We start from the raw sequence: 21893 nt of genomic DNA on the forward strand, positions 1-21893 counted from the left end.
ATCGATCTCCAGAAAGCCGTAATCAGCATTGGCGAGTAGTATAAAGTACGAATGTAATTATTGGCAGGCAAGATTTCTTGAAAAAATAATATCAGCCTTAACCGAGCGGCGGGCAATATAGTTAAGGTCTGGTTAACTACATCGGTCTGTTCATTATTATGTATTGGGATGTAGTTGGTGCCAAGGAACCGTGGAGTTTTTACCATGAAGCGCGCATCAAGTCTTGGTATCGCAATGTGCGCAGCTGCGCTGTCTTCCGTGCCCGCATATGCGACGGGAATGGATGCTCAATCGTCAGGTAGTGTCACGATCACGGTCAACATTCCGCCTTTCGCGGCAGGCCTCGCCGCGCAGGCGGAAGGCGCGGTGGGTCTTTGGACGATGATCGACGATCAATCGACGTTGATGGTGAAGTTGCCTGACTCGGTCAGCAGCGCGGGTGGCGAAGTCGAGGCGGCGGTGTTTACGCCCGCCAGTGCGCCCTTCAGCGTTTCCGTCGCCAATCCGGGTATGAAAGTCGCGTCACTTCAAAGCACGGCGAGCAACGGCCTGATCCGTCATGGTTTTACGCTACGGCATACGGGGTTCATGGCGCCGGCGGGCGTGTCGCCAGAGGGCTCCGCGACGCTGGTCATTGCAGCCGTTTGAGATTCTGATCCGCTAATCTGACACGCTGACAATAGCGGGCGTCGTTGACTCCCGCACCGGCCATCTCGATGACGCCGCGTCCCAATCGGACCGGGTTCGGTCGATTTGGGCGAAGGGGGATTTCTGAAGTGAGGCGTGCGGTCGTTGCCTTTTGCGTATTGGCGGGTGCTGGGTTCTTGCCGGCCTCGGCGTCGGCGCAGCTTGCGATCGATCGTCTCTGGGTCGACTTCGAGCCCGGGATGGCCAATCGTTCGGATCTGGTGATCCGCAACGAGAGCGCTGACCGTTATTACATCACGGTTAGCCCCGTCGAAGTCGTGTCGCCCGGCGCGGTGGACGAGCAGCGCGTAGAGAAGAGCGATCCCGAACAGCTCGGCCTGTTGGTCTCGCCGAACCGGCTGGTCATCGATCCGGGTGGGATGCGCGCAATCCGCATCGTTTCGCTCAACGAGACCGTTTCCGTCGATCGCGTCTATCGCATTCGGGTTACCCCACAGGTGGGCGAAATTCAGGCCGGGGATCCGGGCGCCGAGGCGCGCGGCATGACGGTAAAGTTGCTCACAGCCTATGATGTGCTGGTCACGATACGTCCGCCCAAGCCCGAGGCTGGGATTACCGCGACGCGTGCCGGGAATGAGGTTACGATTCGCAATGGGGGCAATAGCAACACGCTGTTGTTCGACGGGGTCGCCTGTGCGCCCGCAACAGTGTCGGGCGCTGCCGAGGCCTGTGAGGATATCGGTGCCAGGCGCCTGTACCCGGCGAATGAGTGGAAAATCACACTCAAGGATCCGAACGCCAAGTTGAAATTCAAGGAGCGCCGCTACGCTTCGTCAGAGCCGCGTGAAATAAACTTCTAGTACTAAGTAATGTGAACAAAAAGATTGGGTGGCCGAATGAAGATTCGCGCCGCCCATTCTTGTTTTTACGCGTTAACTATTAAATTGATGGTTAATGACGGTGTAATTGATCTTAACCGCTGTTGACGTGTCTTAACAAAATATTTACCCAGCCAACTTGAGACCGCTAATTTCAGCGCCGTCTGGTTAAGAACTGGGGATTCAAATGAAGAAGATTCTTTGCGCGTCCGCGCTCGCTATGGCCGTCATTGCTTCGCCTGCTTTCGCGCAGGACGGCAGCCTGAGCTCGACAAGCAGCTCGGCTGAAGTCGATATCTCGACCACGATTCCGAAGCTCGTGCGGATCTCGGGTCTGCAGGACATCACCCTGACCGCGAGCGCAACGGATCTGGCCAACACCAGCGGCGCCTACAACCGTGGCCAGACCTTCTGCGTCTATTCGAATGACACGATGGCCGGCCTCTATAAGCTCAGCGTCAACGGCCAGGCCGGCGCCGAGCTGAACACCGGTGAGGCGAAGTATTCGCTGAGCGGCCCTGAGGGTCAGACCCTCTCGTTCGCGCTGTGGACCTCGGACGTCGCTTCGAACGTCTATGGTGGCGGCACTGCGACTCCGGGCGTCGCCAAGTCGTTCAAGACCACCTCGGGTGGCCAGGCGCGCACGACGACTCTGAACTGCAACGGCACTGAGAACGCGTCGATGAACGTTCGTTTCAGCAACGCGCGCATCCTTGCAGCCGTGGCGGGCACCTACACCGGCACCCTGACCTTCGTCGTCGAGGCGCTGTGATGTGAGCACGGCGGGGGCGACGTGCCCCCGCCGCTGCTTTTAGTTTGGGGGGAGGATAATTGTGTCGAGCAGGGTCATCCTGATTGCGTCAGGAATCGCGTTGGCGGCGTCGCCAGTCGCCATGGCCCAGATCGCGCCTTCGCAGGTTGATGCGTCCGCTTCGCCGGCCGCCGCGATCCGCATTTTCTCCAGCGACGGCCGCGTCGCGCGCCGCAGCTTCGATCTCATCAACGGTACCGCGACCACCCTATGCGTCGCCAGCACCACCGGGCGCTATCGGTTGCGCGTGACCAGCCTTTCGGGCGGCACGATGCGCGGCGCCGACGCCGGGTCGGCGCTCAGCTACCGGCTCAGGTTCCGCGACGCCACCGGCGCCGAGCAGATCAAGCAGATGGACGGTGTTGAAGTCGTGTTCGAGGGACGGTCGCCCGGTTACGCGGATTGCTCGCGCGGGGCGAACGCGTTTCTGCTGGTCGACAGCCCTGACCAGAATCTGGCGGGGCCCGTCGCTGGCACTTATGCCGATCGCCTCAGCCTGAGCGTCGAGCCGCTTTGACAAAGGGGCGAGGGTACATGCCGGGGGGCAAACGATATCGCGACATCAGCTGGGCAAGCGGCTGGGCGCTCGCGATCGCGCTCGCGTCGCATGCAGCCGCGCAGACGCAGCCGCCGGCTGTCGATCCGGTGCCAGCGCAGCTCACGCCATCTCCCCCACCGGCAACTGTCGTTCGAACCGGTGTTCCGGCTGGCTTCGATGATCTGGGCGCCTCGGTCAGCACGCTCTTCGACCTGACGTTCCAGGATCGCCGCGTCGGTTCCTTCGCCGGGCGGCTGGAGAATGGCACGTTCGTGTTCGAGGACCCCGCTGCGGTGACCGCGGCGCTGGGCGATGCAGTTGATACGGCCGGGGTGATCCAGTTCCTGTCGCAGCCGCTGTTAGCCAACGAGCAGTTTCGCTGCCGCCCTGGCCAGCTCGCCATTAGCGGGTGCGGCATCCTTCCGCAGGGCGGGTCCGGCGTCATCGTCAATGCGGATAATTTCGGCGTCACGCTGTTCATCCCGCGAGAGCTTTTGCGCAGCCGGGTGGTGGAAGTGCGTGAGCTGGGCGCACCGATGTCCGGTCCGTCGCTGATCCAGAATGTGCGCTTCTCGGCCGCCTCAGTTGAGGGCAATGAGCTGAGCTATGGTGGCACGCTGTCGACCTTCGCCAGTATCGGGCGGACCGCTCTCGTCGCGCAGACGACCGTAAGCAGCTTCAACGGACTGCGCAGCGAGGAAGCTTATGTCCAGCATCTGTGGGGCGAGCGGCGTGCGGCGGGCGGCTTGCTGCAGGACTACCAGACGCTCACGCTCAACAGCTATCGCATGCTCGGCGCCGAGTTCGGCTCCTTCTATGGTACGCTGATTGACCCGGCAAACGATCTGGCGACGCCGATCGAAGTATTGCTGCCCAAGCGTGCGCAGGTTGAAATCTATCGTTTCGGTGTGCTTGTCACCAGCGGACTCTATGATGCCGGGCTCCAACTCATCGACACGCGCTCGCTGCCCGACGGCACTTACGAAATCCGCGTCGTGGTGCGCGATGGCGGACAGATATTGCTCGATCAGGTGCGGCCATTCTCGCGTATGAACAGCGCGCTGCCGCCGGGCAAACTAGGCTTTCGCGTGCGTGCCGGCCGGCGCGTGCGCGACAGTGTCTTCTCCTCCGGATCTGCCGGACAGGATGATGGCTTCCTGCCAAAGGTGACCGACGAATTCGTCGTCTCGGGCGCGCTGCAGCGCCGGTTCGGCAGATCACTGCTTGGCGGCCTGACCGCGACCAGCTTCGGCTCCCGTCTGTTCGGCGAGGCAACGCTTGAGGTCAGCCAGGGCCGCATTAGCGGGCTGGCAGGCGTCGGCGGCGGCTCGGGCGGCGCCTATTCGATCGTGCTGGGCGGCAATGTCCAGTTCGCGCGGATCAGCGCGAATGTATCGGCGCGCCGTATGCGCGGGGGTGACGATCTTGTCGGGATTCCGGGCCTGACCCGCCCCGATCGCTATCAACCCTTTTTCCGCAGTCAGGATACGGTGTTCGGATCGGTCCAGGGCATCGTCCTGGGTGGCTCGCTCAACCTGACCGGAAGCTATACCCGTGCGACGAGGCTGCCGACGCGCTATACCGCCGGTCTGCAATATACCCGGCAGGTTCGGATGCCGATGATCGGCAGTGCGTTGCTGACTGCCGGATTCGCCCGCTCCGACTTCGATACCCGTTTCGGCGTCTCGGTATCGTTCTTCCGCCGGATCGATCGCAAGACCACCGGGTCCTTCGCGATGGGTGGCCAATATGTGTCCGAGTCAGGTCCGGACGGCGCGCGCCGTGGCTTCTCGCCGGTCGCCGACGCATCGATCGCGCGGACCGAGCAGTGGGGCTCGACCGACATCATCGGCGAGCTGGGTGCGTCGACCGATGCGGATTCGAACCTTGCGGTTGCGCGTGTCCGCGCGCTTTCCAACCTCGGAACCGCAGATGTCGCCGCGCAATGGCAATCGCGCGCCTCGGGCGGCGGAAGCGCATGGACCTATCAGCTCAACGGTGAAACCGGATTTGCGATTGGTGGTGGCGCGATGAAGGCCGGTCTTCGCACGCCGGCTGACGCAATGGTGATGCTCGACATCGGTCGCGTGCGGCAACTCGACGGCGCTCCGGCGGATTCTGATTCAGGCGAATCGAGCAGCGGCAGTGCCAGCACAGGCGGCGGCGCACCGGTCGCCGATGGCGGCTATCGCGTGATGATCGACGGCCGCCCGGCGGACTTCATCGAACCTGGGTCAAGGGTCGCGATCGGGGTCCAGCCGCTGCGTGAATATACCGTCTCCCTCCGGCCGGAGGGCGCGCCGCAGTTCGACCTCGATACTACGCAACGCAAGGTCGTCGTCTATCCTGGCAACGTCGTACGCGTGCGGTTCGAGGCCCAGCGCGTGGTCAGCATGTTCGGCCAGGTCGTGGACGCGAACGGCCGCGGGTTGGGGTCTGCAAGGGTTGAGGCCGGCACCGATGTCGTCACCGCCGACGATCGCGGCTACTTCACGATTACTGCGCCGCTGTCGGCGACGATGACCATTCGGAACAAGTCGGGCGAGCTTTGCGCCCAGCGCGCGCTTGAGACGCTCGCCGACACGACCCAGCCATCACTGCTCTATCGCTTCGGGCGGATCGCCTGTGGTCAGCCAGGCACAGCCGCGCAGAAATCTCCGGGCGCTGCCCGCGACATCGCGGAATCAGTGGCTCCGCTCGATAAATTGCAGAGTGAGCGGCCGACACGGCCCGCAAATCCCCGCACCAGTCAGCTTCGCGCACCATCATCGCACGTCGCTGAGCTGATCCAGCTTGCCAAAGCAGATTTGGAGCGTCTGGATCAGCTATTGGCATCCCGTCCTGTAACAAATGGGGCGTAGCGGCGCTGCGGGGCTGTTGATCCGAAACGCTGCTGCCAGATCGCCAGCATCGAATCCATCGCGGAACTCGAAAGGCCGCCTATCGATGGGGACCTGCCATCACCGGAATCGGCACGGCTGATCCCCATCGCTTCGGTCAGCGCTTTAGCAGCATCTCTGCGTTTTCGAACGGCAGGCCCTGATCGTCGATCGGCCGGCGCGCGGTTTCGACAAAGCCGAGAGACCGGTAGAAGGCGCATGCGCGCGCATTGGCAGTGTAGACTTCGAGGCGAAGTTGCTCATTGGTCTCCAGTGCGCGGGTGATGAGGTGGCGGCCAATGCCGGCACCCTGATGGCGGGGCGAGACGAACAACCCGCCGATAAAATCATCGATCAGACTGATGAAGCCTGCGGGCTCGCCGCATCGCATCGCAACCAGCGTCTCGGCTTGCGGTAGGTAGATGGTTTCGACGAGGGTACGCTGCTCGCGCAGGCGTGCTTCACCGATGAATGCGTGCGCGTGCCGCGATGCGTCGAACCAGATCGCCGACAGGGCTTCCATGTCCGCGGTCTCATAGCCGCGGATCACCAGATCCATTTGTTCCATGGTATTTCCCGAAAACAGAATATGCGTAGAAAAACGGCGCCGGAAAGCACCGTGCAATCGCCGCGATATGCGGCCTGATGATCAGCTTCTGCGCATCAAACTCCTGTTTCTGGCTTGCGAGATGGCGCGAGCGGTCGCGAAGATCAAGCCCGCTCGCGCCATCTCTATTCTGTCATCCCGCCCCGACCAGCGCGGCATGGATCTCGATTCCGGCAGCGATCCATGCGCGGCGCGCTTCCGCGCCGGCTTCCTCGGCTTCGACCAGACCACGTTCGGCGTCGATCTGGTCGATCCGGCTTGCCGCGCCCCGTGCGAAGCGGTCGCCGACCAGCTTCAGGCGCTGGCGTGCATGCTCTACCGCGTTCGTCGCGGGGCCCTGACGGTTCTGGGCAGAGAAGGAGGCCGCCAGCGCCGTCGCGAGATCGCGCTGGGCCGTGATCGATGCCTTGACGTACATCGCCTCGGCTTCGGCGGCTTCGGCCGCGGCACCGTCTGCACGGGCACGCGACTTTCCGCCGTCGAAGATCGCGCCCTCCAGCCGGATTCCCGGAATGAGGCTGAAGCCGGGGTTCTTGAGGAAGCTCGCGAGCGTCAGATTGCCCCCCTGTCCGCCGAGGCTCAGTACGACTCTGGGGCGGGCGTTGCGGATTTCGCCGAGCCGCCGTGAATCCGCCGCCTCGAGCCGCGCCGCCGCGGCCATGACATCGGGTCTGGCCTCCAGCTGGTCGAGGGCGATCGTGGCCGGCTGGAAGCGCTGCAACGCACCGAGCGTGCGGGGCGCATCGAAGCCGTCGACCGAGCTAAGTCCTGCCAGCGCCAGCAGGCGCAGGCGGGTCGCTTCGCGCTCGTTGGCGACGGTCAGACGCTCGTCGGCCAGACGTGCGAGCGCGGTGTCGCGCGCGAGCACCTCGTCCTGCGCGGCATAGCCAGCGGTGATGCGGCGTTGCGCAAGGATGCGCCCTTCGCGCTCCATCGACTGGCGGCGTTCGATGCGCGCCAGCCGGTCGTCCGCTGCGACGAGTGCAAGCCAGCCGCGTGCGAGGTCCGCTGCCAATACCGCCCGGGCGGCTTCGACATCGTGCCCCGCTGCCTGGGCTTCGGCGCGTGCGAAGCCCACTGCTGCGTTCACGGCTCCCCAGAGATCGGGAGTCCAGCTCGCAGTTGCGCCGAGGTCGACGCCGCGGGCATGGCGATCGCCACCAGCGATCGAGCGCTGCCAGCCGGCGGTGCCGTCGACCGTGGGAAGCCTTCCGCCCTGTTCGAGACGGACTGCAGCATCGCGCGCCGCGGCGCGGGCGAGGGCGGCCTTGACGTCGAGCGACCCCAGATCGGCGCGCTCGAGAAAGGCCATGAAGGCGGGGTCGCCCAGATCATAGCTCCAGCCGCGTGGTGTCTGGGTCTTGAGATCGGCAATGTGCATGATCCGGCCGGCACCGGCTGCGTCCGGGAAGCTGGCGCAGGCGGGCAAAGCGAGCGCGATCCCGAGCAGCGCGAAGGTCGCGACGTGGCTCATTTGAGCACCCGCACCTGGACGCGCTGACCGATACGGAGCGCCTGACCGTTCTGAACATAGACGACCATCTCGATCACGCGCGTGTCCTGGCGCTCGTTGGGGTCGTCGCTGGCGAGCTTGCGTGCGCCAAAAACCTCGCCGAGGCGCGATACCTTGCCCTCGAACGCCTGCTTGTCATCATAGTCGAGCAGGATGCGTGCGCGCTGGCCGGGGCGGACGCTCGTCACGAATTGTTCGTCGAGCTCGGCACGAACGATGCGCTCGGTTTCGGGCGCCAGCAGGAAGAGCTCGGTGACGTTGAACGTCGAGGCGCCGTCGCCCGGCTTGGCGGAGCGGCGGACGATCCGGCCATCGAGCGGCGCGCGGATACGTCGTGCCTCGATCTCGAAAAGTTCGCGCCGGAGCTTTTCCCGAGCGACTCCAATTGCGGCGGCGGCTGTCGCGAGTTCTCCGCGCTGAACGCGCGCCTCGTCGCGCGCCTTGTCCGCATCCTGCACTGGAACCGCATTGGTCGACGCGAGACTGGCGAGTCGCTTTGCCTCGCGATCGGCAGCCTGTGTCCGCGCCTGTGCGATCGTCTGGCGTGCCTGCGCCTCAGCAAGGTCGGCGCGTGCCTGGGCAACGCCCAGTTCCGCCTGGCGCGTGTCGATCTGCGCCAGTATCTGGCCCTTCTTCACGCGGTCACCTTCCTCGACGAAGACCGCCTGAATCAGGCCTTCGCGCTGCGCGGCGAGGCGGATGACCCCGCCTTCGACATCGATCTTGCCCTTGGCGATTGCCACGACATTGCGTGGCGCGGTGGTTGCCACGGCAGGCACGTCGACCTCACCGCAGCCGTTCAGGACGGTCGCGGAGAGCAGCAGCAGGCCCAGGCGCGGGGAAATAGAGCGGATAGACATGATCAATGTATCTCGTTCTGAACGGAGGATTGGGGGGCGGGGCGCTCGTCGCCGATGATCCGACCATCCTCCATGCGGATGATCCGGTCGGCGAAGCCGAGCAGCCGGGGGTCGTGGGTAACGCACAGGACTGCGGCGCCTTGATTGTGTGCAATGTCGCGCAGCAGCGCGATCACCGCATGGCCATTCTGGGAGTCGAGCGCGCTGGTGGGTTCATCGGCGAACAGGATGCGCGGTTCCTTGGCGAGCGCGCGCGCGATTGCGACGCGCTGCTTTTCGCCGCCCGACAATTCGAACGGCCGCAGCTTCATACGGGGACCAAGTCCGACGGCCGCGAGCGCGGCCCGTGCGCGTTCCATCGCCGCGCCCGGCTTCACCTTCATGCATTGCAGCACATAGGCGACCTGCTCTTCCGCGGTGAGCGCGTTGAACAGGTTGAAGCCCTGAAAGACGAACCCGGTGTTCTCGAGCCGGAACGCATCGCGCGCGCTGGCTTTCATCTGCGACAGCGGCGCGCCCAGTGCGTGAACCTCGCCTTGATCGGGCGGGGTCAACCCCGACAGGATCGCAAGCAGCGTGCTCTTGCCGCAGCCCGACGGCCCCACGACCAGCGTTAATTCGCCGGGCATGATCGAGACACTGACCCCGAACAGGATCTGCGTGCGGACCTGGCCGACCGTATAGGATTTGCTGATCGCGCGCGCATCGATCGCGATCGCCACATCGGGTTTGGTCATGAAGTTCACCGGAGCAACGCGGCCGGATCGGCCTTGGAGAGCTGGCTCAGCGCAACGAAGCCCGACAGGATCGCAACGCAGAGAACGAGTGCACCGCATCCCGCAGTGATCGGCAGCGAAATCGTGACCGGGATATAGGCGAGTTGGGCGAGCCACAGGATCAGGGCAGACAGGATACCGGCGATCACCAGGCCTACGATCCCGACCCACAGCGCCTGTTGCAGCACGACGCTGCGCAGGTGGCTACCGGGTGCGCCGAGCGCGCGCAGCGTCGCGAATTCACGGATCGACGCGGCGACCGCTGCCATCAGCGTCTGGCTGGTAATGACGATCGCGACGATGACCGCGACGAGCGAGGAGAGGCCGAACGCGGTGCCCATACCCGATTCGAACAACCAGTAGTTGGTCGAACGGTCGGCAAAATCCTTTGCGGTCCACGCCTCATAGCGAGCGGTCACGCCCTTGGGGGAAAGCGCTTCCTTGACCTTGGCGGGATCGGCCCCGGCGCGCAGCTTGACGAGGTAATAGGCGACGTCGTCGGTATGCTGGAGGCCCGGATCGAGATGCCGCGCTGTGCTGAGCGAGGAGATGACGTTGACGCTCCCGATGCCGCGCAACCCTTCAGTGAAGCCGGCGACATGGACCTTCTTGCCGTTGATCTCGGCATGCGATCCGATCGCGACGCCCAGTTTCGCGCGGTCCGCTATATCGACGAGTACCGCGCCGGGCATCTTGAGCCGCTCGCGCAGGTCGGGGGAGACGGTGTGCGCAAAGGTGAGCGAGCCGGGGCGGGGATCGATGCCGGCAAGGACGACGCTGACGTCCCCCGCGCCGGGCCGCGACCGCCAGACCCCGCCTGCCCAGGAAAAGGGCTCCGTGCGATCGACATCGGGGTGCATCCGAGCGAAGGATTCGGTGCGGTTGGAGATGTAGCGCCCCTGGTCGACACTGGGCGTGCCCGGAAACCCGACCCAGAGTTCGGCATCGGACTTCTCGATATAGACCGCGACCGTGGCGAAGATGCCGACGGCAAGCGCCGCCTGGATCACGAGCAGGATGCCTGAAAAGGCGATCGCGAAGATCGCGGGCGCAAAGCGGCGCCATTCGTGCAGGATGGATTTGCGGGCGAGCGATATCATGACCGTGCCGATGGCGGCGGTTCATGGAGCTACGCCCCGCGAAACGTGGAGGCGATGTGGAGCGTGCCCTCAATGGGGCAGGCGAACCTCGAAACAGGCGCCGCCGCCCTCGCGCGGTGCGGCGGAAGCCCGGCCGCCATGCGCCTCGGCGATGGCCTTCACCACGGCAAGGCCAAGCCCGGTGCCGCCGGAATCGCGCGACCTGGAATCGTCGGCACGCCAGAAACGCTGGAACAGGCGTTCCGCGTCTTCGGCGGCAATGCCAGGGCCCTGATCGAGCACACGCAGAAATGCCCCGTTGCCGTCGGAGCCCGTCTCGACCCTTACAACACCCCCCGATGCGGCGTAGCGCCGTGCATTGTCGAGCAGCGCGAGGAGGATTTGACGCAAGCGCGCGCCATCGGCGGCCAGTCGGACCGGGTTCAGATCGCGTTCCGCAACCATGCCCGCGCCGGTCAGTTCTCCATTGAACGCGTCGATCGTCCGGTCGGCCTCGAATGCGAGATCGATCATCGTCGGGCGCATCACCAGCCGGCCGGACATGGCCAGGCTCAATGTCCGTAGATCCTCAATGATCTGGGCGAGGGCATTGGTCTGGAAGATCAGGCCCTCGATCCCCTTCGCATCGGGGGCGAACACGCCGTCCGCCATGCCCTGAAGCCGGCCGCGCAACACGGTCAGCGGGGTGCGCAGCTCATGCGCAATCGCAGCGATGCTCTCGCGCATTTCGCGTTCGGACCGTTCCATCTCGCGTGCCATCATGTTGAAGTCGGCCATCAACTGATGCGTTTCGCCCGCACCGTTCCCGGTCACGGCAACTCTGACGGTTCGGTCTCCCGCTGCCACGCGTCGGGCGGCGGCCGCGACCCGATGCACCGGATCGCTGATCCGCGCTGCGAACCAGCGGCCCGCGATAATGCCGACCAGCAGTGCGACCACGCCGAGCACGGTCACCGCGATCAGTTCCTGAAATTCAAAGCTCGCTTCCCATCCCCGATAGGCGTTGAGGAGAGCTTCCAGATCCGCCTGCGACGGCAGCTGGTTGTTGTCGACCAGTTCCTGCGCGCGTCGTGCGTCCGCCGGGAGGCTGCTGACGAACAGGTCGATCGACCAGACATAGAAGGTCAGCATGCCGCCGAGCATCACGACGACGGAAAGAAAGGCGACGACCGTCATTGCCGCAGTCAGCTGGGTCGTGAGCCGGGCCCGGCGTCTGCGATGCCTCGCGCGCCCGATCATCCCGCCCAGTCCGGCAAGGCTGGTCGGACTGGGTCGACCCTTCCGGTGTGTCTGCGCCGCTATGTCAGTCGTCATCCGGTCCTGCGCTTTCCGTTCATCGGTAGAAGTCCCTGCGTCGGCCTGCGCCGGGCGCCCATCAACTCTCGACCGACTCTCGACGCGCGGGTCGTGATTGTCGGCGCGCGCTGCACCCGCGGCTGGCGTCTTGCGAGGAGTTGTGCGTGCAGATGCAAAGGCGATGGTGGCTCGGTTTTGTCGGCCTGATCGGATTTTACAAGGTGCCGGACATGGTCCTCGCCTGGCACGGCCGCGAGAGCGCGTGGGAATTTCTTTCGCTCGGGTGGTTTCTTTGGCTGCTCTACTTCGTCCCCGAATTGCGCCGCGATATCTGACGCGTTGCGAAGATCTTTAGCGCATGGCCGATCCGCGCGCAGGGCGGCGGCGCGGCTCATGGCGGCAGCAAACGATAGCCGATACCCCGTACGCCCCCCAGCAGATCGTCGGCACCTGCCATAAGCAGCTTACGGCGAAGGTTACTCACATGACTATCGACGGTGCGTTCGAGCGCTTCGCTTTCGGGCATGCAGGCGTCGAGCAGTTCGCCGCGTGAAAAAGCTTTGGTCGGCGCTCGCATCATGTGCGCGAGCAGCTTGAATTCGGTTGAGGTCAGGTTGAGGAGCTGCCGCCGGTCTGCGACCAGCACATAGGCAGCGTGCGCAGCGCCATCGAGCTCAAGCGGTCCGTGGCGGACGAGCGCGTCCTGGCTCATTCGGCCGCGCCGCAAAATGGCCTTTGCCCGTTCGACAACCTCGAGCGGATTGAAGGGTTTCACGACATAATCGTCCGCGCCCAGCCGGAGCGCCGACAGCTTGTCGAGGTCTTCGGTAAGGGCGGTCGCCATGATTACCGGCGTTCCGCCGCGGCGACGGACTTCAGCAAGAACTGCAAAGCCATCAGCCTTTGGCAGCTTGACGTCGAGGACCATCAGGTCTGGCGCAAGCATCAAATGATGCTGCAACCCGATTTCGCCGTTGGCCGCGGTCACGGTGCGGAATCCGTCGCGCGTAAAATAGGCATCGAGGATCGAGGCGATTTCCGGCTCGTCCTCGACAATCAGCACTAATGCACTTTCCACGTTCGACTCCCTTTCAGGATGCTTCACTGCCCTGAAGTCGAGATTAAGTGAACCAATTGTGGAGAGTTGATGGAGGCGCCCTGCGGATGCGCATGCCGGCATCCCATCCGGCCGGGACGATATCGTTCCGGCCGGAATGACAGCGATCAGGCTATCATGGGCCGTGTTTCGCCGCCCCACAGTAGGGATGCGGGGCGGCGAAACCTCAGAAGCGCATCACGCCGCCGAGCAGGAAGCGGTCGCGCTTGACTTCGTCGTTGAACTTCACGCGATCATACTCGCCACGGATGGCGAACTGGGGGGTGAGCGCGACTTCGGCGCCGCCGCCGAACAGGAACCCGCTTTCCTTGATCTTGGTGGTGACCGGCTTGGCGCCGATCGCCGTCGGGGTCGCGGTCAGATCGAAATGCTGGCGGGCCCAGCCGGCCTTGCCGAACACGAGGACGTTGTTGAACGCATAGCCGACGCGTCCCGTTGCGTCGAACGTGCGGCCGGGATTGACCTTGACGTTGGTTGCGCCGACCTTCTGAGTGAAGGTCTTGCCGCCGCCGCCCAGACCCAGCTCGACGCCGAGCACGATGTTGCTGTCGGTTTGAATGTCGTAGCCGGCATAGCCGCGCCAATCGAAGCTCTTCTTGGAAACGTCCAGCTCGGCTTTCTCACCTGCGACCGGCTTGTCGATGCTCGTACGGCTGATGCCCGCCGACGCGCCGACCTTGAACCCGTTGAAGGGCTTGTCCGAAGAATCTTGGGCATGCGCGGTCCCAGCGGCGACAAGCGCCATCCCGCAAAGGAGGGATTTGATCTTCATGTGAAACTCCAAAGCACTGCGGTCTTGATCGACCGGGAGAGTGCATCTGGCGCGGTATTGTGGAGCTATGGTGGAGGTCGTGCCGACGCTGGGTCGAGTCCGGGCGATCCACAATATCTCCATCCTTCACAGACAATGCCTGCACCAAACCGGCCCACCCCAAGGAGACATGATCGGGACAGCGAACAGCGAGGCAATATGGCGGCGTATCTGATGGAGCGGGCGCATGATCCGCTATGGTCGCGCAGCTCGGGCTTGCGCGTTGCCCTGTTCTCCGGAAATTACGACTGCGTTCGGGACGGCGCCAATCAGGCGCTCAACCGGCTCGTAGGCCACCTTCTCCACGAGGAAGGCGCGGCAGTGCGCGTCTACTCGCCGGTTGCGTCGGAACCGGCGTTCAATTCGGTCGGCGATGTGGTGCCCGTCCGATCGCTCGCGATTCCAGGGCGCGATGAGTACCGGGTCGCGCTCGGCCTTCCAGCGAAAATCAAGCGCGACATCCGGGCGTTCGCACCCGACATCGTGCATCTGTCCGCGCCCGACTGGCTCGGCTGGAGCGCGCAACGTTTCGCGCGTGAGCTTGGTGTTCCGGTCGTGAGCAGCTTGCACACGCGCTTCGAGACCTATCTGGACTATTATGGGCTCCGATGGTTGCGGGGGCCGGCCGAGCGCTATCTGGGCCGCTTCTACGGGGGGTGCGATCATGTGCTCGCGCCGACCGAAGCGATCGCCAGCGATTTCCGCAGATCGGGACTGGGCGGCCGCGTCTCGGTCTGGGGACGGGGTGTCGATCATGACCAGTTCAACCCTGGATGGCGCAGCACGGCGTGGCGACGTGAATGGGGCTATGCGCCCGACGAGGTCGTGCCGCTGTTCTTCGGACGCCTCGTACGCGAAAAGGGGATTGGCCTCTTTGCCGATGTGATCCGCGGCATGCGTGAGCGCGGATACCCACTGCGACCGCTGATTGTGGGGGAGGGGCCGGCACGGGACTGGTTCGCAGACCAGCTTCCGGAGGCGCAATTCCTCGGGCATCTTACTGGCGAGCGGCTCGGCACGGCGATCGCGAGTGCAGATATCCTGATTAACCCGTCGGTCACCGAGGCTTTCGGGAACGTCAATCTCGAAGCAATGGCGTCCGGGATTCCGATTATTTCGGCACGGGTCGACAGCGCCACCGCGCTGATCGAACACGATATCTCGGGGATACTCGTGCAACCCGATGATGTGACAAGCTATGTCGATGCGCTGGAACGGCTCGTCCTTTCGCGCTCGGCCCGTGTGGCGCTTGGAACAGCTGCTTCGCGGCGCGCGCTGGCCTATGACTGGCACGGGCAGCTTTCGTCGGTTGCGAAGGTGTATGCTGCATGCCTCGACCGGAAGCGGCGAAGTTCAGGGGCATGCGTCCGGCCCGTCCTCGCTGGCGCGGCCTAGAACGGGCGATCCGCCTCGATCATCCGCCGTGCGACCTCAGACGGCAAGATCACGGACGCGATAGCCATAGCGTTCGTCCAGTCCGAGTTCGCGGATCGCCCGGATCCCTGCCGACAGCGCAGCGGCGTCGAGCCCACGCAACGGCTTGCGCAGGCTGCCCACGGGCAGACTGCACGCCTGCATCAGCGACTTCACCGCGACCGGATTGATCGCGGAATAATTGAAATGCATCAGCGGCAGCAGCGCCAGATATTGCTCGCGAAAACGGGTTGCGTCACCCTCGCTGCGCCACGGCGCTGACAGCGTCGCCATCTCGGCAGGTGCGAGGTTGCCGGTCATGTTGGCGGTGCCGTGTCCGCCCAGCGCCATCGTCGGCACCACCAGCCCGAGATTGGGGGAGTCGCAGCACATCACCGACACGTCGGGACGTGCAGCGAGGATGCGACCGACCTGACCGACGCGTGCGGTCGATTCCTTGTGAACGACGATGTTCGGATGCGCGAACAGGCGCAGCAGCTGCGTCCAGTCGAGGTCGGTCTTCACCCGCGGCGGGTTGTTGTAGATGCCGAGCGGCAGATCGGTGGCGTCCGCCACTTCGAGGTAGAATTCGACGATGTCGGCCTCGGGCGCGCAGATATAGGGCGGTGGCGCGATGATCGCGCCGTCGGCGCCGTTCGCTGCGGCGAAGCGGACATTGTCGATCACCTGATCGGTCGTGGGGCCGCTGCAGCCGTAGAAGAAGAACATGTCGGCGGGGCGCAGCTTCACCGTCTCGACGATCAGGCGCTTCTTCTCCTCAGGGGTCAGCAGCGTCGGCTCGCCGGTCGATCCCATGAACAGCACCGCGCGGGTGCCATGGTCGCCAAGGTGACGGATCAGCGTGCGGAACGCGCCGAAGTCGATCGCTCCCCTTGAATCGAACGGCGTCACGGTCGCCACGAACGAACCTTCGATCCGCATCTTCGCCATCTATGTGTTCCTTGCCCTCTGGATTGTCCCAGGCCCTTCCAGCTACGACGGGCAAGCCGCACCGATCCGCCATGTCCGACTGGCGGAAATGCGCGCGCCGGGCGTCGTTCCGGGCAGGAGGAGGGCAGGCATGGGGATGAAGCGCACCGGGAAGGCGATGGTGGCAGTGCTGGCCGGCGCGATGCTGTGTTCGGCGGCACCGCAGCGGGGCGTGCCGCCGGCGGGGGAGGGGCTGATCGCACTCAAGGCGGCGCGGCTGTTCGACGCCACAAGCGAACGCCTGCGCGACGACGCGGTGGTACTGGTTCGTGACGGCCGCATCGTCGGCGTCGGGAACTCTGCCGACATCCCGACGGGCACGCAGGTGATCGACCTGGGCGACGCGACACTGCTGCCCGGCTTCATCGACGCGCATTCGCACCTGACGCTCGAATCCGACGCCGACTATTACCGCCACGTCTTCAAACAGATGATGCGCACGCAGAGTGAGCAGGCCTTTTATGCCGGTGCCAACGCAAAGCTGACGCTCGATGCAGGCTTCACCACCGTCCGCCATGTCGGCGCGCGTTATTTCATCGATATCGGCCTGCGCAACGCAATCAATGCGGGCCTCACGCCCGGTCCGCGTATTCTCGCCTCGGGCAACCCGATCACTGCGCGCGGTGGAAGCTGCGACCAGCCGCCATTTCCCGCCGAGCGGGTCGCGCCCAAGACTGCGATCGATGGCGTCTGTTCGGGCGGCGCCGAATGTCGCGAGGCGGTGCGCCACCAGATGAACAACGGCGCTGACGCGATCAAGATCTGCGTCTCCGGCGGGGTATTGTCGTGGGATCCGGTCGACGTGCCGCAGCTGACGCGCGAGGAGATCACGGCAGCTGTCGAGGAAGCGCACAACTGGGGCCGCAAGGTCGCGGCGCACGCCCATGGCGACACCGCCGCGCGGATCGCGATCGAGGCCGGGGTGGATTCGATCGAGCATGGCAGCTTCCTGAGCGAGGCGACGCTCAGGCTGATGAAGGCCAAGGGCGTGTTCCTGGTGCCGACCTGCACCGCGATCGACTGGGTCGAGACCCATTCGGGCAACTATCCGCCCAGCATCGCGGAGAAGGCGATCACCGCATCGAAGGCGCATCACGACATGCTGCGCATGGCGATCCGCATCGGCGTGCCGATCGCCGCGGGCACCGACATGAGCGTGGTCGACAAGGGGCATGGCAAAAACGCGATCGAGATGGTGCTGCTGACCCGCTACGGGATGCGGCCGGCCACGGCGCTGATCGCCGGCACGCGCGAGGCTGCGCGCCTGCTTGGCATCGCCGAGCGCGTGGGAACGATCGAGACCGGCAAGGACGCTGACATCGTCGCGGTCGCCGGCAATCCGCTCGCGGACATCGCCGCGACGCAGGCACCGGTGCTGGTGATGCAGCGCGGACGGATCGTCATGCAAAAAACCCGCTGACCGACTGGTGGAAACCGCGACCGCATCCATCCTTCCTGTGAGGGATGGTTTTGCGAGGGGGATGCGCGTGTTCGGTCTGAGTTCGGCAATCGGCAGAGTATGGCGCACGATCGCCGCGCTCATTGTGGTCACGCTGGCACTTCCCGCCGCGGCGCAGCTCAATTTCTCGGTCCAGCTTCCGGTCGATGCCGGCGGCCCGGTGACGGGCCGGCTGATCGTGGTTGCCGCGGGCACTGATGTCGCCGAACCGCGCACCGCGATCGGCATGCTCGGCCCGCCGTCCTTCGCAGTCAATGTCGACGCGATGAAGCCTGGCGCGAGCGTCACTGTCGGACAGAATTCGATCGGCTATCCGATCGACCTCAAGAGCCTGCCACCGGGCGAGTATAACGTTCAGGCGGTGCTGATCCGTTATGTCCAGACAAAACGGTCGGACGGCCACACGCTGTGGGTCCCCGCGCCCAATCAGGCGCGCGCGCCCGCCTATCTCAGCGGCGGCAACCTGTTCAGCAAGGTCGCCAAGGTTCGCATCTCGCCGATCGCGAGCGCGCCGATCGCGCTCTCGCTGACCGAGACGATCCCGCCCCCCGCGGCGCCGGTCGAGACGCCCTGGCTCAAGCATGTCCGCATCAAGAGCAAGGTTCTGTCGGACTTCTGGGGGATGCCGATGACGATCGGCGCGACGGTGCTGTTGCCCAAGGGATTCGACGCCAATCCCAACGCGCGCTACCCGGCGGTCTATGCGCTTAGCCATGGCGACATCCCGTTCGGCTTCACCACCGATGTGAGCACCGATACCCCGCGGGCGCGCGAACGCGCCGCCGACGGTGCGCTGGAGACCGGCTATCAATTCTACAAGGATTGGGACGGCGAGGGGATGCCGCGCTTCGTTGCGATCACGCTCGAACAGTACAGCCCCTATTTCTTCGAATCCTACGTCCTCAACTCGGCCAATAACGGCCCGTGGGGCGACGCCATCACCAAGGAGCTGATGCCGTATCTGGAGAAGAAGTTCCGGCTGATCGACCAGTCCTATGGCCGGATCGTCGAGGGCGCTTCGACCGGGGGGTGGGAGTCGCTCGCGCTCCAGCTCCACTATCCCGACATGTTCGGCGGTGCGTGGATCTTCAATCCCGACCCGATCGACTTCACCCGCTGGGGCGTCGCCGACATCTACCGCGAACCGAACATGTTCGAATATCGCGTGAGCGAGTGGCAGACTGCCGAGCGGCCGTTCCGCCGGACGCGCGAGGGACTGCCCGGCCTGTCGATGCGCGATCTGTCCAAGCTCGAGCTGATGCTGGGCGATCGCGGCCGCGGCTTCTATCAGCTCGCTGTCTGGCAATCGACCTATGGGCCGACAGACAAGGATGGCTATCCGCGCGCACTGTTCGATCCGCTGACTGGCGTGATCGACCGCGAGGTCGCCGAATATTATCGCACCAACGGCTTCGACCTGACTCATTACGCGAAGACGAACTGGGCGAAGCTCGCGCCGAAGCTGTCGGGCAAGCTCAACTTCTTCGCCGGCGAGCAGGACGAATTCTTCCTCAACCTCGGCGTCTACAAGTTCGAGGAAATGGTGCGCGAGGTCGGCGGCGCCAACTATCCGATCCGCTTCGAATATGGCCGGCCGAAAAAGGGCCATAACTGGCACCACACCGACTGGACCGGCGTGATCAAGGAGATGGGCGCGCATGTGCGCAAGAATGCTCCCGCCGGTGCGCGGGTGGCCGACTGGAACTATTGAGGGAGATCGAGCGATGAAGGCACCCTCTTGGAAAATGGCGGTGGCGATCGGCACCGCGCTCGGCATCGGTACGCTGCTTCCTGGCGGATGGGCGGTCGCCACCTCGACCCCCGCGGCGAAGGCGCGGGTCGCGACCTTCGACGAGATCAATGTCGGCCGCGTCAACATCGTCGAGCCGAACGGCAAGTACCGGTTGGTCCTCTCGAACAAGCCGCGCTTTCCGGGCCTGTTCATGGACGGCAAGGAGTATAAGCACCACAACCGCGATCAGGGCGGGATGCTGTTCTTCAACGACGATGGCGACGAAGTCGGCGGCATGGGCTTCGGCAACCGCGTTCGCGACGGCAAGAATTCGGCCAGCGCGACGATGATGTTCGACCAGTATAAACAGGATCAGACCGTGGGGATGGTCTACTCCGAAAACGACCGCAAGCGTGTGGCCGGGCTTCGTGTCTGGGATCGCCCCGACGCGTCGATCCAGCCGCTGATGGAGATGAGCGACCGCGCCTCGCGCGAACCGACCGAAGCGGGCAAGGCGAAGATCCGCGAGGAGATGATGGCGCACGCCAAAGCCAATGGCGGGGGCGGCGCGGAACGCTTCTTTGCAGGTAAGCAGTTGGAGGAGGCGGTCGTCCGGCTTGCCGACAAGCAGGGGCGTCCGCGGCTGGTGATGAAGGTTGGCGACGACGGCCTGCCGGTGATCGAGTTTCTGGGCGAGGACGGCAAGGTGGTGAAACGCATCACGCAATAGGCGCTTCCCGAAGACTGTAAGCAGCTGGCGTGGCGGGTGCTTCGGTATCCGCGCGCTATTTTCGTGTATTATCAGTATTTTACTTTGGCATTATTTAGTTTTTGTGACGGTTTGTTCTTGACGTCGGGCCGGTTTGCTGATGCTCTGCCGGAATGGACCATCAGGCCCGCCTTCTCTGGTTTGCACGCGAAGTGCTCCCGCATGAGGGGGATGTGCGGCACTGGCTTGCCGGCCGCATTCGCGGGTTGACCTCATGCGAGCTCGATGAGGTGATCCAGGAGGCTTATGCCCGGATCTGGACGGTCGATGTCGAGCGCATCGTCAGCGGGCGCGCCTATCTGTTCGTCACTGCCCGCCATATCGTCGGCGAGCATGTCCGCCGGTCGCGGATCGTTTCGATCGAGCTGGTGGCGGATTTCGAGTCGCTGAACATCGTGGATGATGAGATCGGCGCGTTTCGCCGGCTGAGTGGTCAGCAGGAACTGGCGCGGCTGCACGCCGCGATCACGACCTTGCCGCCCAAATGCCGGCAGGCGTTCCAGCTCAAGAAATTCGAGGAGTTGTCGCAACGTGAGATCGCCGGGCGTATGGGCATCTCGGAAAGCACGGTCGAGAAGCACCTCGCGAAGGCGCTGCGGCTGTTGATGGAAGCGATGAAGGCGCCACAGACAGGCGCGGAGGATGAAGAGCGTGGCAAGCGTAGGTTCTGGGGATTCGGATAACGCCGAGTCGCGCGCTGCCGCCTGGGTCATCCGTTCTTCTGAAGGTCCGCTAACCGCTGAAGACCAGCAGGCGCTCGACCAGTGGCTGGCGAGCGACACGCGGAACCTTGGGGCATGGGTGAAGGCGCAGGCGGCGTGGCTCGACGTCGATCGGCTGGTCGCGCTGGACACCGGCACGGCGAACGAGCCGGTGCGCGTCACCAAACCGCTGCCGTGGCGCAAGATGGCGATCGCCGCATCGGTGCTGTTCGCGATCGGAATCGGAGTCATTGCGGAGGACCGGCTGCCCGGCCGGATCGAGACGGCGCGCGGCGAAGTGCGCCGCGTCGCGCTCGATGACGGGTCGACGCTGTTCCTCAACGGCGACACGCTGCTTCAGGTGCGCTTCTCCGACGGCCAGCGCCGCATTGTGCTGCGCCGGGGCGAAGCGTCGTTCAAAGTGGCACACGATGCCGCGCGGCCCTTCGTGGTCGACGCGGGGAACGTCTCGGCGCGCGCGGTCGGCACTGACTTTACGGTCGGCAAGGCGACGGACGGCGACATCGCGGTGACCGTGGCCGAGGGGCGCGTGAAGGTGACCGATGCCGAACGCGGGGCGCCGCGCCAAATCGTGCTCGACCGCGACGAACAGTTCGTGGCCGCGACGATCGGCCCACGCCGCGCGCGGCTGGACCCGCGCGAGGTTCAGCGTCAGCAGGCCTGGCGCAGCGGCCAGCTCGTCTTCCGCGGCCAGATGCTCGCCAGCGCTGCGGCCGAGGTCAATCGCCACGCGGTCAAGCCGGTGGTGATCAACGATTCCTCGCTGGGCCGCGCCGAATTCATCGGCGTGTTCCGCGTTGGTGATTCCCGTGCCTTCGCCAACGCCGCCGCGGCGGCCTTCAACGGCGAGGTGAGCGAGACACCCGACGCCTTCGTCCTCGCGCGCAGACAAAACTCCCCCTCGCACTAAGATCGGTTGCCGCTACGGCGGCGGAACGATTTTGATCCGGAGTGGGGGATTTCTCGCATCCACC

Annotated in this window: 21 protein-coding genes; 12 read left to right on the forward strand and 9 right to left on the reverse strand. The window is 64.5% G+C overall.

What is annotated here, in order from left to right; genetic code table 11:
• The first annotated feature begins 204 nt into the window (after positions 1-204).
• From AC07NK_RS15895 to AC07NK_RS15915, 5 genes are all read left to right on the forward strand, one after another.
• Entirely contained in the window at positions 205-648 is a 444-nt protein-coding gene (locus AC07NK_RS15895; protein ID WP_495171584.1) for a hypothetical protein, read from the forward strand.
• Between the two features lie 239 nt (positions 649-887).
• A complete protein-coding gene (locus tag AC07NK_RS15900) occupies positions 888-1508 on the forward strand; it encodes a fimbrial biogenesis chaperone (protein WP_495171585.1) in 621 nt (206 codons plus the stop codon).
• A 205-nt stretch (positions 1509-1713) separates the two neighbouring features.
• Positions 1714-2298, forward strand: a complete 585-nt coding sequence (locus AC07NK_RS15905) for a hypothetical protein (protein ID WP_495171586.1) — start codon at positions 1714-1716, stop codon at positions 2296-2298.
• 121 nt (positions 2299-2419) lie between these two features.
• Positions 2420-2854 carry a hypothetical protein gene (locus AC07NK_RS15910; protein WP_495171587.1) on the forward strand — a complete coding sequence of 145 codons (435 nt, stop codon included), beginning with the start codon at positions 2420-2422 and terminating at the stop codon, positions 2852-2854.
• Positions 2855-2871: 17 nt separating this feature from the next.
• Positions 2872-5736: a TcfC E-set like domain-containing protein gene (locus AC07NK_RS15915; RefSeq protein WP_495171588.1), complete on the forward strand. Its 2865-nt coding sequence runs from the start codon at positions 2872-2874 to the stop codon at positions 5734-5736.
• Positions 5737-5872: 136 nt separating this feature from the next.
• Here AC07NK_RS15915 and AC07NK_RS15920 read toward each other — a convergent pair whose 3' ends face one another.
• The 6 genes from AC07NK_RS15920 to AC07NK_RS15945 all read right to left on the reverse strand — a co-directional run bounded on the left by AC07NK_RS15920 (position 5873) and on the right by AC07NK_RS15945 (position 11924).
• Positions 5873-6322, reverse strand: a complete 450-nt coding sequence (locus AC07NK_RS15920; protein ID WP_495171589.1) for a GNAT family N-acetyltransferase — start codon at positions 6320-6322, stop codon at positions 5873-5875.
• Positions 6323-6494: 172 nt separating this feature from the next.
• The gene (locus AC07NK_RS15925) at positions 6495-7835 is read right to left on the reverse strand and encodes a TolC family protein (protein ID WP_495171590.1); all 1341 of its coding nucleotides are present in this window, start codon (positions 7833-7835) and stop codon (positions 6495-6497) included.
• Positions 7832-8734, reverse strand: coding sequence for an efflux RND transporter periplasmic adaptor subunit (locus tag AC07NK_RS15930; RefSeq protein WP_495171591.1), 903 nt, complete (start codon positions 8732-8734; stop codon positions 7832-7834). The genes AC07NK_RS15925 and AC07NK_RS15930 overlap by 4 nt, the downstream gene beginning before the upstream one ends.
• A 2-nt stretch (positions 8735-8736) precedes the next feature.
• Positions 8737-9471, reverse strand: coding sequence for an ABC transporter ATP-binding protein (locus tag AC07NK_RS15935; RefSeq protein ID WP_495171592.1), 735 nt, complete (start codon positions 9469-9471; stop codon positions 8737-8739).
• Positions 9472-9476: 5 nt separating this feature from the next.
• Entirely contained in the window at positions 9477-10610 is a 1134-nt protein-coding gene (locus AC07NK_RS15940) for an ABC transporter permease (protein WP_495171593.1), read from the reverse strand.
• A 69-nt stretch (positions 10611-10679) separates the two neighbouring features.
• The gene (locus AC07NK_RS15945) at positions 10680-11924 is read right to left on the reverse strand and encodes a sensor histidine kinase (protein WP_495171594.1); all 1245 of its coding nucleotides are present in this window, start codon (positions 11922-11924) and stop codon (positions 10680-10682) included.
• A 146-nt stretch (positions 11925-12070) separates the two neighbouring features.
• On the opposite strand from AC07NK_RS15945, the gene AC07NK_RS15950 reads away from it, so the two are divergent.
• Positions 12071-12241, forward strand: a complete 171-nt coding sequence (locus AC07NK_RS15950; RefSeq protein ID WP_495171595.1) for a hypothetical protein — start codon at positions 12071-12073, stop codon at positions 12239-12241.
• Positions 12242-12297: 56 nt separating this feature from the next.
• On the opposite strand, the gene AC07NK_RS15955 is transcribed toward AC07NK_RS15950, so the two are convergent.
• Together AC07NK_RS15955 and AC07NK_RS15960 are read right to left on the reverse strand one after the other, a co-directional pair.
• Positions 12298-13011 (reverse strand): response regulator, encoded by a 714-nt coding sequence (locus tag AC07NK_RS15955; protein ID WP_495171596.1) that lies wholly within the window; start codon positions 13009-13011, stop codon positions 12298-12300.
• Positions 13012-13189: 178 nt separating this feature from the next.
• Positions 13190-13795: an outer membrane beta-barrel protein gene (locus AC07NK_RS15960; RefSeq protein ID WP_495171597.1), complete on the reverse strand. Its 606-nt coding sequence runs from the start codon at positions 13793-13795 to the stop codon at positions 13190-13192.
• 198 nt (positions 13796-13993) lie between these two features.
• Here AC07NK_RS15960 and AC07NK_RS15965 point away from each other — a divergent pair, with 198 nt between their 5' ends.
• Positions 13994-15229, forward strand: a complete 1236-nt coding sequence (locus tag AC07NK_RS15965) for a glycosyltransferase family 4 protein (protein WP_495171598.1) — start codon at positions 13994-13996, stop codon at positions 15227-15229.
• Positions 15230-15265: 36 nt separating this feature from the next.
• On the opposite strand, the gene AC07NK_RS15970 is transcribed toward AC07NK_RS15965, so the two are convergent.
• Positions 15266-16198: a dihydrodipicolinate synthase family protein gene (locus tag AC07NK_RS15970; RefSeq protein ID WP_495171599.1), complete on the reverse strand. Its 933-nt coding sequence runs from the start codon at positions 16196-16198 to the stop codon at positions 15266-15268.
• A gap of 130 nt (positions 16199-16328) precedes the next feature.
• Between AC07NK_RS15970 and AC07NK_RS15975 the strand changes: the two genes are divergently transcribed.
• The 5 genes from AC07NK_RS15975 to AC07NK_RS15995 all read left to right on the forward strand — a co-directional run bounded on the left by AC07NK_RS15975 (position 16329) and on the right by AC07NK_RS15995 (position 21829).
• Positions 16329-17657 carry a metal-dependent hydrolase family protein gene (locus tag AC07NK_RS15975; protein ID WP_495171600.1) on the forward strand — a complete coding sequence of 443 codons (1329 nt, stop codon included), beginning with the start codon at positions 16329-16331 and terminating at the stop codon, positions 17655-17657.
• 67 nt (positions 17658-17724) lie between these two features.
• The gene (locus tag AC07NK_RS15980; protein ID WP_495171601.1) at positions 17725-19407 is read left to right on the forward strand and encodes an alpha/beta hydrolase-fold protein; all 1683 of its coding nucleotides are present in this window, start codon (positions 17725-17727) and stop codon (positions 19405-19407) included.
• A 13-nt stretch (positions 19408-19420) separates the two neighbouring features.
• Entirely contained in the window at positions 19421-20158 is a 738-nt protein-coding gene (locus tag AC07NK_RS15985; RefSeq protein WP_495171602.1) for a hypothetical protein, read from the forward strand.
• 152 nt (positions 20159-20310) lie between these two features.
• Positions 20311-20880, forward strand: coding sequence for an RNA polymerase sigma factor (locus AC07NK_RS15990; RefSeq protein ID WP_495171603.1), 570 nt, complete (start codon positions 20311-20313; stop codon positions 20878-20880).
• Positions 20840-21829, forward strand: a complete 990-nt coding sequence (locus AC07NK_RS15995) for a FecR family protein (RefSeq protein WP_495171604.1) — start codon at positions 20840-20842, stop codon at positions 21827-21829. The genes AC07NK_RS15990 and AC07NK_RS15995 overlap by 41 nt, the downstream gene beginning before the upstream one ends.
• Positions 21830-21893 lie beyond the last annotated feature (64 nt).

This window comes from Sphingomonas sp. GW821-FHT09B04 (genome assembly GCF_059418285.1).